The sequence below is a fragment of the Microbacterium alkaliflavum genome (genome assembly GCF_044325405.1).
In the GTDB taxonomy this organism is placed as follows: domain Bacteria; phylum Actinomycetota; class Actinomycetes; order Actinomycetales; family Microbacteriaceae; genus Microbacterium; species Microbacterium alkaliflavum.
This window is the reverse complement of record NZ_JBIQWL010000001.1, coordinates 787,889-801,189: the sequence shown is the minus strand read 5'-3', so window position 1 is coordinate 801,189 and position 13,301 is coordinate 787,889. Positions and strand designations below refer to the sequence as shown.

At 70.8% G+C, this 13,301-nt stretch carries 14 protein-coding genes; 6 read left to right on the top strand and 8 right to left on the bottom strand.

Annotated features, from left to right (window positions below):
- Positions 1 to 15 precede the first annotated feature (15 nt).
- The gene (locus tag ACH3VR_RS03480; RefSeq protein WP_396639353.1) at positions 16 to 543 is read left to right on the top strand and encodes a VOC family protein; all 528 of its coding nucleotides are present in this window, start codon (positions 16 to 18) and stop codon (positions 541 to 543) included.
- A complete protein-coding gene (locus tag ACH3VR_RS03475; RefSeq protein ID WP_396639352.1) occupies positions 516 to 1,235 on the top strand; it encodes a GntR family transcriptional regulator in 720 nt (239 codons plus the stop codon). The genes ACH3VR_RS03480 and ACH3VR_RS03475 overlap by 28 nt, the downstream gene beginning before the upstream one ends.
- A gap of 136 nt (positions 1,236 to 1,371) precedes the next feature.
- Here the strand turns inward: ACH3VR_RS03475 and ACH3VR_RS03470 are convergent, their stop codons facing one another.
- From ACH3VR_RS03470 to ACH3VR_RS03460, 3 genes are read right to left on the bottom strand one after another with little or no spacing between them, the layout of a single operon-like run.
- Positions 1,372 to 2,076 (bottom strand): SDR family NAD(P)-dependent oxidoreductase, encoded by a 705-nt coding sequence (locus ACH3VR_RS03470; protein WP_396639351.1) that lies wholly within the window; start codon positions 2,074 to 2,076, stop codon positions 1,372 to 1,374.
- Entirely contained in the window at positions 2,073 to 2,963 is an 891-nt protein-coding gene (locus ACH3VR_RS03465; protein WP_396639350.1) for an NAD(P)-dependent oxidoreductase, read from the bottom strand. The genes ACH3VR_RS03470 and ACH3VR_RS03465 overlap by 4 nt, the downstream gene beginning before the upstream one ends.
- Before the next feature lies 1 nt (position 2,964).
- Positions 2,965 to 4,347 (bottom strand): M24 family metallopeptidase, encoded by a 1,383-nt coding sequence (locus ACH3VR_RS03460; RefSeq protein WP_396639349.1) that lies wholly within the window; start codon positions 4,345 to 4,347, stop codon positions 2,965 to 2,967.
- 127 nt (positions 4,348 to 4,474) lie between these two features.
- Between ACH3VR_RS03460 and ACH3VR_RS03455 the strand changes: the two genes are divergently transcribed.
- Complete coding sequence (locus ACH3VR_RS03455; RefSeq protein WP_396639348.1) at positions 4,475 to 5,158, top strand: helix-turn-helix domain-containing protein; 684 nt, start codon at positions 4,475 to 4,477, stop codon at positions 5,156 to 5,158.
- A 21-nt stretch (positions 5,159 to 5,179) separates the two neighbouring features.
- Here the strand turns inward: ACH3VR_RS03455 and ACH3VR_RS03450 are convergent, their stop codons facing one another.
- Positions 5,180 to 6,229, bottom strand: a complete 1,050-nt coding sequence (locus ACH3VR_RS03450; RefSeq protein ID WP_396639651.1) for a zinc-dependent alcohol dehydrogenase — start codon at positions 6,227 to 6,229, stop codon at positions 5,180 to 5,182.
- A gap of 5 nt (positions 6,230 to 6,234) precedes the next feature.
- The gene (locus ACH3VR_RS03445; protein WP_396639347.1) at positions 6,235 to 6,540 is read right to left on the bottom strand and encodes a Dabb family protein; all 306 of its coding nucleotides are present in this window, start codon (positions 6,538 to 6,540) and stop codon (positions 6,235 to 6,237) included.
- 131 nt (positions 6,541 to 6,671) lie between these two features.
- Between ACH3VR_RS03445 and ACH3VR_RS03440 the strand changes: the two genes are divergently transcribed.
- Both ACH3VR_RS03440 and ACH3VR_RS03435 read left to right on the top strand, forming a co-directional pair.
- Positions 6,672 to 8,099 (top strand): amidohydrolase family protein, encoded by a 1,428-nt coding sequence (locus ACH3VR_RS03440; protein ID WP_396639346.1) that lies wholly within the window; start codon positions 6,672 to 6,674, stop codon positions 8,097 to 8,099.
- Entirely contained in the window at positions 8,096 to 9,115 is a 1,020-nt protein-coding gene (locus ACH3VR_RS03435) for a ketopantoate reductase family protein (RefSeq protein WP_396639345.1), read from the top strand. The genes ACH3VR_RS03440 and ACH3VR_RS03435 overlap by 4 nt, the downstream gene beginning before the upstream one ends.
- Here the strand turns inward: ACH3VR_RS03435 and ACH3VR_RS03430 are convergent.
- The 3 genes from ACH3VR_RS03430 to cysS form a co-directional block, all read right to left on the bottom strand.
- The gene (locus tag ACH3VR_RS03430; RefSeq protein ID WP_396639344.1) at positions 9,109 to 9,750 is read right to left on the bottom strand and encodes an NAD(P)-dependent oxidoreductase; all 642 of its coding nucleotides are present in this window, start codon (positions 9,748 to 9,750) and stop codon (positions 9,109 to 9,111) included. The genes ACH3VR_RS03435 and ACH3VR_RS03430 overlap by 7 nt on opposite strands.
- Before the next feature lie 67 nt (positions 9,751 to 9,817).
- Positions 9,818 to 10,816 carry a 23S rRNA (guanosine(2251)-2'-O)-methyltransferase RlmB gene (gene rlmB / locus ACH3VR_RS03425; RefSeq protein WP_396639343.1) on the bottom strand — a complete coding sequence of 333 codons (999 nt, stop codon included), beginning with the start codon at positions 10,814 to 10,816 and terminating at the stop codon, positions 9,818 to 9,820.
- Positions 10,809 to 12,242, bottom strand: a complete 1,434-nt coding sequence (gene cysS, locus ACH3VR_RS03420; RefSeq protein WP_396639342.1) for a cysteine--tRNA ligase — start codon at positions 12,240 to 12,242, stop codon at positions 10,809 to 10,811. Before cysS ends, rlmB begins: the two co-directional genes overlap by 8 nt.
- Positions 12,243 to 12,303: 61 nt before the next feature.
- Between cysS and ACH3VR_RS03415 the strand changes: the two genes are divergently transcribed.
- A complete protein-coding gene (locus tag ACH3VR_RS03415) occupies positions 12,304 to 13,266 on the top strand; it encodes a DMT family transporter (RefSeq protein WP_396639341.1) in 963 nt (320 codons plus the stop codon).
- Positions 13,267 to 13,301 lie beyond the last annotated feature (35 nt).

Here is a 13,301-nt window from a genome sequence, read left to right as displayed (position 1 = left end):
GTCGAAGGAGACACCATGGCCATCCCCGGCCTCCGCGGCATCGACCACGTCGGCTTCACGGTGCCCGATCTCGACGAGGCCGAGAGCTTCCTCGTCGATGTCCTCGGTGCGGTGCACGTCTACACGCTCGGCGCCAAGCGCTCGGACGACGACGACTGGATGACGGTGCAGCTCGGCGTCCATCCGCGCACGGTCATCCGCGAGATCCGCTTCTATCGGCTCGGGCACGGCAGCAACATCGAGCTCTTCCAGTACGACAGCGCCGACGGCCAGGCGCCGCAGCCGCGCAACAGCGACATCGGCGGACATCACCTCGCCCTGTACGTCGACGACATGGACGCCGCCGTCGGGCATCTGCGGGCACACGGCGTCGAGGTGATGGGCGAGCCGGTCGCGAGCGCAGGCGCCTCCGCAGGCCAGCGCTGGCTGTACTTCCGCAGCCCGTGGGGCATGCAGTTCGAGCTCGTGAGCTTTCCGGACGGCAAGGCCTACGAGCAGGAGGCATCGGTGCGGCTGTGGCATCCCGCGAGGCCCGCGGAGTGAACGAGCGGATGCCGGCACCGGCCCGCGCGGTGCGATCCACGCCCGACGGACACGGCGCGGCGGGGCTCCGCGTGGCGGATGCCCTGCGCGACGCGATCCTCGACGGGGCCTTCGCGCCCGGCGAGCGCATCCGTCAGGAAGTGCTCGCGCAGCGCTACGGCGCGAGCAGGGTGCCCGTGCGCGAAGCGCTGCGCACGCTCGAGGCGGAAGGGCTCGTGACCCTCGTCGCCAACACCGGTGCGTGGGTGTCGCGGATCAGTCTCGCCGAGTGCGAGGAGATGTATCAGATCCGCGAGCGCATCGAGCCGCTGCTCCTCCGCTTCAACCTGCCGCTGCTGACCGGCGAGGACGTCGCGGAGCTCGACCGCCTTGCGACGGCGATGGAGGCCGCCGATGTCGAGGAGTTCCTCGCGCTCGATCGCGCATTCCATCTCTCGTGCTACGACCTCGTGCCGACGTCGGTGCTCGGCGACATGGTGCGGCAGCTCTGGAACCGCACGCAGCATTACCGACGCGCCTTCACACGCGTGTTCCACGCCGATGGCGAGCGCAGCGTGCATCACGAACACCACCTGCTCGTCGCCGCGATCCGGCGCCAGGACGCCGACGAGGCCGAGCGCGTGCTCGCCGGTCACATCCGCCGCACGCGCCTCGAGCTCGCCCGTCATCCCGAGGTCTTCGCCGACGCGTGAGCCGATGCCGACGGGTGAGCACAGCTGCGGACATCCTCGGCGACACGCCGGGCCGCGGCATCCCTCCCCCGGCGTGTCGCCCGCGCGACCCGCGGTCGTGCACGGACCTCGAGACGAGGGATGCCGCAAGCGGGGGTCAGGTGAGGCGCCAGCCCCGATCGAGGTCGAGGTTCAGCGCCGAGACGCCGCGATTGCGCAGCAGGAACTGCACGGCGTCGACGGCGTCGGCCATCGTGGCGAGCTCGCCGCCCGGCGTCCGCGAGGCGTAACCCTCGATGGCGGCGGTCTTGCCCGCCCAGAACGGGCTGTCGCCGATGATCCCGGGATGGATCGCGTTCACCCGGATGGGCGCGAGCTCGAGGGCGAGCGCGTTCATGAGGCCCATCACTCCGCCGTTGATCGTCGCGACCGTCGTCGAGCCGGGGTAGGGGGCATCCTTCGCGCGCCCGCCGAACAGGACGATGCCGGTGGCGTTGCTGGGCTCCAGGCGGTCCAGCAGCGCATGGATGACCTCGGTGTAGCCGATGAGCTTGAGCGTCACGAGCCGGCGGGCCCGGGAGATGTCGTAGTCGCGCACGGTGTTCGCGTCGCGCTCGATCGCGGCGAGGACGAGCCCGTGCACGGCACCGATGCCGGCGAGCTGCCCCGCGATCGTCTCGGGCTCGGAGATGTCCAGCGAGACGCCGGTCGCGGCATCCCCGATCGACGCGGCGATCTGGTCGACGCGTTCCCGGCCGCGCCCCGTGATCACGACGGAGTCGCCGCGGGCGACGATGTCCTTGGCGAGCTCCAGCCCGATGCCGGATGTGCCTCCGATCACGACGATCGTGCGGTCGGTCATGGTGTCTCCTCCTGAGGCGTGGGGAACAGATCGCGGCGCGTGACCTCGGCGGCCCCGCCCCAGTCGAAGCGGCGGAGCTCGTCGTCGGCGAGCGCGATCTCGTAGACGCGGTGCAGCGCCGGGGCCGTGGGCAGTGCGAGTCCCGCCTCGGCGGCGACCTCTTCGGCGAGCCGCAGATCCTTGAAGCCGAGCGCCATGAGGAAGCCGGGCGGCACATAGGACCCGTCGACGATCTGTCTGCCGTAGCCGCGGTAGACGACGCCGTCGAAGAGCGTGCTGACGAGCAGCTCGTGGAACTCGGAGGGGTCGATGCCGTGCCGTTCGGTCATCGCGATCGACTCGCCGAGCGCCTGGATCGCGTGGATGATGTTGTAGTTGACCGCGACTTTGACCACGTTCGCCTGCCTCGGCCGCGCGCCGAGGCGCCAGACCCGGGCCCCGAGTTCCTCGAGGAAGGGCATCACCGCATCGATCGCGGCATCCTCCCCCGCCGTGAGGATGTTGAGCTTGCCCGCCGCTGCCACGGCCGGGCGGCCGAGCACGGGCGCCGCGAGGTACCCGACGCCGATCTCCGCGAAGCGCGACTCGAGGAGGTCGGCCTCTGCGGGGCTGATCGAGGCCATGCAGACGTGGATGCCGCGGGCCTGCGCGACCCCGTCCTTCGTGAGCACCGCCTCGACGGCATCGTCGTCGGCGAGCATCGAGAAGGAGAGACCTGTCGCGAGCGCTTCGCCCGGGGACCCGGCCGCGACGGCGCCCACCGCGACGAGCTCGGCCACGGCATCCGGCGAGCGGTTCCACACGTGCACATCGTGACCCGCATCGACGAGCCGCCGCGCCATGGCAGAGCCCATCGTGCCGAGCCCGATGAAGCCGATCCTCGCCATGTCAGGCTTCTCCGCGGCCCCACCGCGTGTTGAGGTGCGATTGGCTGTCGCGCTCGAGGTTGAGCGGGCCGCCGACGGCGATGTAGCGGGTTCCCGCGACGAGCAGCTCCTCCGCCGGGAACTTGGTGATGACCTCGCACCCGTCCGCCGTCACGACGACCTCCTCCTCGATGCGCGCCGCGCCCCAGCCGTCGGCCGACGGCCAATACGTCTCGAGGGCGAAGACCATGCCCTCTTGCAGCACCTCGGGATGATCGAGCGAGACGAGCCGCGAGAAGATCGGCTTCTCCCAGATCGACAGGCCCACCCCGTGGCCGTACTGGAGGGCGAAGGCCGCCTCCTCGTCAGGGAACCCGAACTCCTGCGCCGTGGGCCACACCTTCACGATGTCGGCCGTCGTGGCGCCGGGCTTCACGAGGGCGATCGCGCGGTCCATGTATTCACGGGCCCGGGCGTACGCATCGCGCTGGGCGATGGATGCCGAGCCGACCGCGAAGCAGCGGTAGTAGCACGTGCGATACCCGTTGAAGGAATGCAGGATGTCGAAGAAGGCCGGGTCGCCGGGCCGGATCAGCCGGTCGGAGAAGACGTGCGGATGCGGCGCGCACCGCTCCCCCGAGATCGCGTTCACGCCTTCGACGTACTCCGAGCCGAGGTCGTAGAGCGTCTTCGCGACGAGCCCGACGGTCTCGTTCTCGCGGACACCGGGACGCAGGAACCGGTACAGCTCCTCATATGCGGCATCCACCATCGAGGCCGCCTGCGTGAGCAGCCGGATCTCGTCGCCCGTCTTGATGCGCCGCGCCTCCATGAAGACCTGCTGGCCGTCGACGACGCGGATCCCCTCTGCCTGCAGTGCGAAGAGGATCGGCAGCTCGATGACGTCGACGCCGAGCGGCTCGTCCGCGAGGCCGAACTTCTCCAGCTCGCGCTTGATCTTGCGCGCCACCTCCTCCGCGATGCCCGCATCCGGCGTGAAGGCGCCGCGCAGCGTCGAGATGCCGGCCCGGGCACCGCGCTCGAGCCGCGGCCGCTTGGCACCCTCGTGCGGGGCGTGCGGGTCGGCATCCATCTCGGCCGTCGTGGAATCGAGCCACGGATTGTAGAGCGCGTGATGCTTGGCGGCCGAGCCGAAGTCCCACGAGATCGGGTCGCTGTTGCGCGTGAGCAGGCTGAAGCGGATGAGCTTGTCCATCGCCCACGTGCCGATGTGGGTCGCGGTCATGTACCGGATGTTGGAGAAGTCGAAGGCGAGCACCGCGCCGAGGTCGGAGCGCTCGAGCTCGGCTTTCAGACGGGCGAGGCGATCGTCGCGCAGACGGTCGAAGTCGACGCGCGCCTCCCAGTCGACGGCATTCATGCCCGTCGTTCCCGTGCTCTTCATCGAGACCTCCTGCTCGCCGGATGTGGAACAGACTAGAACAGCTGTAAAGGTACAGTGAACACTCGCGAGGTGTAATGTCGCGACCTGTATTCCGCTCACGACCATCCCGCACAAGGACGGAGGCGACATGGCGACCGAGCTCATCGGGGTGAGGCTGCGCGACGCGCGTCTCGCTCGCGGGCTGAGTGTGCGCGGGCTCGCCCAGTCGCTCGGAGTGTCGGCGAGCCTCATCTCACAGATCGAGACGGGCAAGACGCAGCCGTCGGTCTCGACGCTCTACTCGATCGTCTCGGCCCTCGGCATCTCCATCGACGAGCTCCTCGGCGTCGTGACCGCGCCCGAGCCGGCCGCCCCGCCCGCCGTCAGCGCCGTCGTGCAGAGGTCTCATGAGAATCCCGTGATCGAGATGCAGAACGGCGTCCGTTGGGAGCGACTGGCCGTGGGCGACGGCTCCGCCGACGCGCTGCTCGTGACCTACGAACCGGGCGCGTCGAGTTCGGTGGAGGGCCGGCTCATGCGCCACGCGGGTGTCGAGTACGCCTACCTGCTCGAGGGTGAGCTGACCCTCGAGCTCGACTTCGACACGCACGTCCTGCATCCCGGGGACTCGCTGCACTTCGACTCCGTGCGGCCGCACCTGTACACGAATCGCGGGGATGCCGTGGCTCGCGGCATCTGGTTCGTCATGGGCCGCCGCGAGCAGAATCAGGCGATGCCCGTCGCACGCGGGACCGGCGTGCCCGCCGAGGACGCCCCGATCTCGTCGGCCGTCGAGGTGCTTCAGGCGATGGACCGGCTGCGCGGAAGCTGACGCGCGCGACGAGCCCTCTCGTCAGCGCGTGTGCACGGCGGGTCGCGGTTCGACGATCCAGGGATCCACGAGCGTCTTGATCTGCGTCGCGCCGCCGTCGAGCAGCGGACGCAGGCCGCGCTCGAGCAGGAGGTCGAGCGGAAGCACCTCGCTCGCGACATCCGACCAGTCCGGCCGCGTGCCGAGCAGCCGCACCGCCTCGGGCAGATCGTCGGCCAGCACGTGGGCGACGCTGCCGACGACGGAGTACTCCCGCAGCGTCCAATCGCGCAGGGTCACGACCGTCGGCTCCTTCTGCACGCCGACGGGCACGATGACGGCTCCTCGCGGCGCGGCCGCGAGCACCTCTGCGAGTGCTTCGGGCGATGCGCTCACCTCGAACAGCACGTCGGCCTCGACGCCGCGCTCACGAAGCTCGTCGGCGAGCGGCATCCGTCCCGCGAGGATCCCGTCGGCCGCGCCGAGTCGCTCCGCGAGCGCGAGGCGGTGCGCGTCGCGGGCGACGACCGTGACGCGCGCTCCGGTCGCCGCCGCGGCGAGCACGATGAACGAGCCGATGCCGCCGACTCCGACGATCACCGCCTCATCGCCCGCGCGCAGGCCGCTGCGCCGCACGACGTGGACCGCGATCGACATCGGCTGCGCGAGTGCGAGCGTGTCGGCGGTGAGGCCCGAGTCCGTGACGTCGAGCAGCGTCGCGGCGGGCACGGCGACGTAGCCCGCGAGACCGCCGTCGACCTGGAGACCCGCCGTCCGGTACGTCCGGCACAGATTCGTGCGACCCCGCAGGCATTGCCTGCACGTGCCGCACGAGATGCCCGCACCGCAGACGACGACGGCGCCGACGGGAGGCTCCGTCACGCCGTCGCCGAGCCGCTCGACGACGCCGGCGAACTCGTGCCCGAGCACGACGGGCGGCGTCGACAGCAGCCCGCGGTCGTATTCGACGGCGTCCGTGCCGCACACTCCGCACACCGTCACCCGCACGAGCGCCTCGCCCGGGCCGGGCACCGGGATCGGCCGCTCCTCGATCCGCAGGTCGCCGAGGGCGTGCAGGACGGCGGCACGCATCGCGGTCAACCGGCCGCGCCGATGTCGAGCTGCGCGGCCTGGCGGATCGCGACCATGCGGCCGAGGATGCGGTCGTACACGGCCTTGTGCGCATCCGAGTCGAGGTACGCGGTGAGGCCGTCCGCATCGTCGACGATCGCCGCGACGGCGTAGTCGGCCTCGCTCGGCCGGAGGCGCAGATTCTCGCCGCAGTGGTACTGCCGAAGGGCCGGGATGCCCGCGGCCATCTCGGTGAGCTGGCGGGTGAGCTCCGCGACGTCGTCGGGCGTGACGTCGTCCTGCCACGTGAACCAGGCCAGATGAAGGATCATGTCGCTCCTCGTCTCGACGTGCGGACGCGCCGCAGTGTTCAGGATTACTTTACGCACGTGCAGTCCAGCGAATACACTGCGGGCGACGGCGGAACCCCTCCGCAGCGTCTGCTGATCGAAGGAGATGAGCGATGACGGACAAGCCGACCCCGCAGAAAGGCCAGCCGATCCTCTTCAAGGACGGGATCGTCCTCACGATGGACGACGCCCGCACCGTGCTGGACCGCGGCGACGTCCTCGTCAAGGACGGCAGGATCGCCGAAGTCGGCGTCGATGTCGCGGCCCCCGACGACGCCTTCGTGATCGATGCTGCGGGCGGCATCGTGATGCCGGGCATGGTCGACACGCACCGGCACATGTGGCAGACGGCGATGCGCGCGTACGGGGCCGACTGGACGCTCACGCAGTACTTCGTCTGGTACTACCTGCAGCACGGTGCGAAGTTCCGCCCCCAGGACTACGCCGCCGGCAACCTCATCTCGGCGCTCGACGCCGTCGAGTCCGGAGTCACGACGAGCGTCGACTGGTCGCACGGGCTGCGCACGATCGAGCACGGCGAGGCCGCGTTCGAGGCGCTCGTCTCGTCGCCCGGACGATTCGTCTTCGCCTACGGCAACATCCATCAGTCGCCCTGGGAGTGGACGGCGGACGCCGACATCCAGGCGCTCCTGACCCGCTCGCGCGACGACTCGCGCATGTTCGGCACGCAGATCGCCTTCGACGTGCCGAACCAGGACGAGAACTTCCCCGAGCTGGCCGCCTACCGGGTCGCCGAGGAGCTGGGCCTGCGGGTCACGACGCACGCCGGCGTGTGGGGCGCGACGAACGACTGGGGCATCAAGAACGCCTACGACGCGGGTGTCATGAAGGAGGGCTACACGTACGTGCACGCCGCGTCGCTCACCGCCGAGTCGTACCAGAAGATCGCCGCGACCGGCGGGAACGTGTCTCTCGCGACGGAGTCCGAGGACACATGCGGTCAGGGCTACCCGCCCTTGCATCAGCTGCGCCGCTACGGCATCCCGACGTCGCTCTCCGTCGACACGAGCGTGTGGTTCAGCGCCGACCTGTTCTCGGCGATGCGGGCGACCGTCGGCTCCGATCGCGCGCTCGAGCACTACCTCGCCCACCAGCTCGAACCCGCCGAGACCATCACGCACGTCAAGCTCCGGGTCGAGGATGTCGTCGGCATGGCGACCCGCGGCGGCGCGCAGGCGCTCGGCAAGGACGACCAGATCGGATCTCTCGAGGTCGGCAAGCTCGGCGACGTCGTGCTGCTCAAGAACGAGGACTCGCCGACCTGGGCGCCGCTCATCAACGCGTACGGCCAGGTCGTCTACCAGGCCCAGCGCGGCGACGTGCACACGGTCGTCGTCGGCGGCGAGATCGTGAAGTCCGAGGGCAAGCTCGTCGCGGGAGACCTCGCCGGTGTCAAGGCGAAGCTCGACGAGACCGTCTCGTACCTGCAGAGCGAGGTCGGCGATGACTGGCTCGCGGGGCAGAACCCCGAGATCCCCGAGACCGAGGTGCTCTACAACCCGTACCAGTACAAGAAGTGACGGCCTCGGGCGAGCGGATCGCCATCCTCGGCGCGGGCGCCAACGGCGCCTCGATCGGGGCCGACCTCATCGCGGCCGGCCTCGACGTGACGCTCATCGAGCAGTGGCCCGCCCACGTCGAGGCGATGCGCAGCCACAGGCTGCTGATCCGGATGCCGGACCGGGAGGTCACCGTCGAGCCGTACGTGGTGCACCTCTGCGAAGTGGCCGAGCTCCGGCATCCGTTCGATGTCGTCCTCGTCGTGATGAAGGCGTACGACACGCGCTGGGCCGCCGAGCTCATCGCGCCCCACATCGCCGACGACGGAATCGTCGCCGCCGTGCAGAACGGCATGACGACGGATGCCGTGGCCGCCGCCGTCGGAGAGCATCGGGCGACGGGCACCGTCATCGAGGTGTCCGCGACGATGACCGAGCCGGGTCGCGTGGATCGGCACACGCCTCCCGAGCGCTCGTGGTTCGCGGTCGACGACGACCCGCGCGGCGAGCGTGTCGGCGAACTCCTCCGCCACGCCGGCCGCGTCGACATGTTCGCCGACATCGGCTCGGCGAAGTGGATGAAGCTCGTGAGCAACGCCTCGGTGCTCGTGCCGACGGCCGCCCTGGGGCTCCCCATGCTCGACGCGATCCGCGTGGCGGGCATGCGCGAGCTCATGCTGGCGGCCGGTCGCGAGGCGCTCGCGGTCGGTCGCGCCCGAGGCCACGGCATCCCGCCGATCTTCGGGCTCACTCCGGCCGACGTCGCCGACGAATCCGGTGTCGTGGAGACGATGCTCGACGCGCTCTACGAACGGTTCGTCGTGGCGGGCGCGACCACGACGGTGCTGCAGGACTGGACCAAGGGCAGGCACAGCGAGGTCGACGACCTCAACGGCCTGGTCGTCAACGAGGGCGCGCGGCTCGGCATCCCGACTCCGGCCAATGCCGCCGTCGTCGAGGTCGCCCACCGGATCGAGCGCGGCGTTCTCGACCCGAGACCCGAGAACGCCGCGCTCCTCACCTCATCGGTTCAGTAGCCGACCGTGAAGCGCTCGCGGTGGTGCTTCGGGGTCTCGATCTCGTCGATGAACGCGACGGCGAGGTCTTCGGCGGAGATGTAGGAGACGCCCTCGCTGTCGCGCACGACGACCTCGCCGCCCGTGCGGTAGTCGCCGGTGCGCTCACCCGGGTTGTAGGCGCCGAAGGTCTCGGCGGGGTGGATGAAGAACCAGTCGAGCGACTCGGGGGTGGCGCGGAGGCCCTCGAGGATGTCGATGCCCGTCTGCGCCTCGGCCTTGAAGGCCTCCGGGAAGTCCAGGTCGAACAGGCGCGGACCGTCGGGTGCCGACAGCGAACCGCCCGCACCGCCCACGACACCCAGTCGCGTGCCGGTGTCGGACAGCTCGCGGGCCAGCTCGAGCACCGCGGGAACGGCCGTGTCGGTCATATCGCCGCGCGGCGAGACGGCGACGATGACGGCATCCGCCCCCTGCAGCTCTGCGACGAGGCCGGGAGCGTCGATGATCGTGCCTTCGACGTACGTCGCGCCCGGCACGCGCTCGACGGGGACCGACCGCGAGACGGCGACGACGTCGTGACCGCGGCGCACCCCCTCGGCGACGATCCGGCTGCCGGCGTAACCGGTTCCTCCGATGACGGCGATACGGGCCATGGTGTTCCTTTCGTCAGGTCCTGGTGAGCCCAGCGCACTGCGAACGCGGTTCATTCCCGCGAATGCATCACTCGGGCGCGACGGCTCGCATCGTGGAGACCTGATACAGGGCGACGGATGCCGCGATACCGGCGTTGAGCGACTCCGTCGCGGCCGAGATCGGGATCGACACGATCTGGTCGCAGGTCTCGGTCACGAGGCGCGAGAGGCCCTTGCCCTCCGACCCCACGACGATGACGACGGGGCGGTCGGCGAGCTCGAGGCTCGGCAGCGAGACGTCTCCCCCGCCGTCGAGGCCGAGCACGAAGACGCCCTGCTTCTTGAGCTCTTTGAGCGTCGTCGTGAGATTGGGGGCGATCGCGACCGGGATGCGCGCCGCGGCACCCGCGCTCGTCTTCCACGCCGCCGAGTTGACGCCCGCCGAGCGGCGCTGCGGGATCAGCACGCCCTGGCCGCCGAAGGCCGCCGTCGAGCGGATGATCGCGCCGAGGTTGCGGGGGTCGGTCACGCCGTCGAGCGCCACGAGCAACGGGGTCTGGCCTCTGTCGATGATCTGCTCGAGGAGGTCCTGCGGGTGCGCGTACTCGTACGGCGGCACCTTGAGCGCGACGCCCTGATGCACGCCGTCGAAGCCGGCCATGCGGTCCAGCTCGGGCCGCGTGACCTCGAGCACGGGGATCTCGCGGTGCGTCGCGATCGACAGCATCTCCTTGACGCGATCGTCCATCTCGACGCGCTGCGCGATGTACATCGCCGTCGCCGGGATCTTCGCCCGCAGCGCTTCGAGCACCGAGTTGCGGCCGGTCACCGTCTCGGTGTCGTCGCCGGCCTTGGCCTTCGGCGCGCGATTCGGGTTCCCCCCCTGCGAGCCGCCGGGACGTCCCTTGCCGCCCGCCGCGGCGTAGCGCTCGGCCGCGGCCTTGCGCTTGCCGGCGGGGTGCCAGGCGCGATCCTCCGCCTTCGGGGTCGGTCCGCGGCCCTCGAGGGAACGCTTGTTCTTGCCGCCCGAGCCCTTCGTGGGGCCCTTGCCGCCTTTGCTCGCGCCGGGGCGCCCTGGCTTAGCCATCGATACTCCAATGTGTCCCGTCGGGGGTGTCTTCCAGAGCGATGCCGGCCGCCGCCAGCGCGTCGCGGATGCGGTCGGCGGACGCCCAGTCCTTCGCGCCCCGCGCGTCGGCGCGCTGGGCGATCATCGTCTGCAGGAGCGCGTCGAGGGCGGATGCCTCGGGCCCGGCCGTGTTCGCGGCCCACTTCGGGTCTTCGGGGTCGATGCCCAGGATCCCGGTCATGATCGCGACCTCGGCGAAGGCCCGCACGATGCCGTCGCGGTCGCCCGCGTCGAGGGCGGTGTTGCCGTCGCGCACCGTCTCGTGCACGACGGCGAGCGCCTGCGGCACGCCGAGATCGTCGTCCATCGCCGCCGCGAACCGTGCCGGCACGGTCCCCTCGACGCGCTGATCGCCGTCGGTCGCGAGCGCGCGGGCCGCGCGGTGCAGGAACGTGCGGATGCGCTCGATCGCGGCCTCGGCCTCGTCGAACGACGTGCCGGTGATGTCGAGGCTCGACCGGTAGTGCGCCGCGGCGAGCGCGTAGCGCACGACGAGCGGGTCGCGCTCGCGCAGGACGTCCTCGGCGAGGACGAAGTTGAACAGCGACTTCGACATCTTCTGTCCGCCGACGGTCACGAGGCCGTTGTGCACCCAGTAGCGCGCGAACGGGTCGCCCGCCGCCGTGGACTGCGCGAGCTCGTTCTCGTGGTGCGGGAAGCGCAGGTCGAGGCCGCCGCCGTGGATGTCGAACTCCGGCCCGAGGTAGCGCCGCGACATCGCGGAGCACTCGATGTGCCAGCCGGGCCGGCCCGGCCCCCACGGGGAGTCCCACGTCGCGGACGTGGGCTCGTCCGGCTTCGCGCCCTTCCAGAGTGCGAAGTCGCGGGGGTCGCGCTTGCCGCTTGGCCCTTCGACAGGCTCAGGAGGCACCTCCGCTGGCTCCATGGCGTCGAGCGACTGGTTGGTCAGCGACCCGTATGACGCCCACGACCGCACGTCGAAGTAGACGTCGCCGGCCGCGCCCTCCGACGTCGCGGCATACGCGTGGCCCGCAGCGATGAGGCGCTGGATGAGCTCCTGCATCTGCGGGATCGACGCGGTCGCCCGGGGCTCGTAGGTGGGCGGCAGGATGCCGATCGCCGTGTAGGCGTGGGTGAATTCGAGCTCCATGCGGTAGGCCAGCGCCCACCACGGCTCGGCGTCGGTCGCGTTGACGAGCACCTTGTCGTCGATGTCGGTGACGTTGCGCACGAACGTCACGCGGTCGTAGCGGTGCGCGAGCCAGCGGCGCAGGATGTCGAAGCTCAGCGCCCCGCGCAGGTGCCCGATGTGGGGACCGGACTGCACCGTCGGACCGCAGACGTAGATCGTGACGTTTCCGGGGTCGAGCGGCACGAAGTCGCGCAGCTGCTGCGCCTTGGTGTCATAGAACCGGACTGTCACCGTGCCAGCCTACCGGCGGCGCTCGCGCGGGCCGGGTTGTGACGGCACGGGATACTGGAGCGTGCTCCATGTCCTCGCCGTCTTCGCCGCGGCCGTGCTGTTCGGCACGACGGGCACGTCGCAGGCGCTCGGCCCCGAGGGCACGACTCCGCTCGCGGTCGGTGCTGTGCGTCTCGCGATCGGCGGCACGGGGCTCGCGATCATCGCTTTCGCCCTCGCGCGCCGGCATCGCGTGCGGGCCGAGCGGAGGGGGGATGCCGCTCCCGTCGCCCTGCGGTCGCTGACCAGGCCGCAGCGCATCCGCACGCTCGCCCTCATGGCTCTCACCGGCGTGTGCCTCGCGCTCTATCAACCCCTCTTCTTCATGGGCACGGCGCGCAACGGCGTCGCCGTCGGCACGGTCATCGCCCTGGGCTCCGCCCCGATCATGGCGGGCCTGCTGGAGTGGCTGCTCACCCGCAAGGCGCCGAGCGGCGCGTGGATGGGCGCGACGGCCCTCGCGACGGTCGGCGTCGTGCTGCTCGGGTTCGGCGGCGAGGCCGCAGGCGCCGGCACGGGCGGCACCGATCCGATCGGCCTGCTGGGCTCGCTCGGCGCGGGCGCGTCGTTCGCGATCTTCGCGAATGCGCAGCGTCGGCTCCTGGACGCGGGCTGGGACCCGTTCACGGTGGTCGGCGCGATGGGCGCGAGCTCTGCGGTCATCGGGATCGTCGCGCTCCCCTTCCTCGACCTGTCGTGGCTCGCGACCCCCGCCGGACTCACGATGGGCCTCTGGCTCGGCTTCGCGACGGTCTCCATCGCCTACGTGCTGTTCACGTGGGGCCTCAGCGGCCTCACGGCCGCGACCGCTGCGACGCTGACGCTCGGAGAGCCGCTGACCGCCGGCATCCTGGGCATCGTCGTGCTCGACGAACGCCTCAGCCCCCTCGCGATCGCGGGTCTCGCCGTGCTGACGGCGGGGCTCGGCCTCCTCGCGTGGGGCTCGCGCTCCCGCGATCCGCGTCCGTTCGCCGTCGAGGGCTGACCGCCCCCGCGAGACTTCACGTATGTCCCCCGACT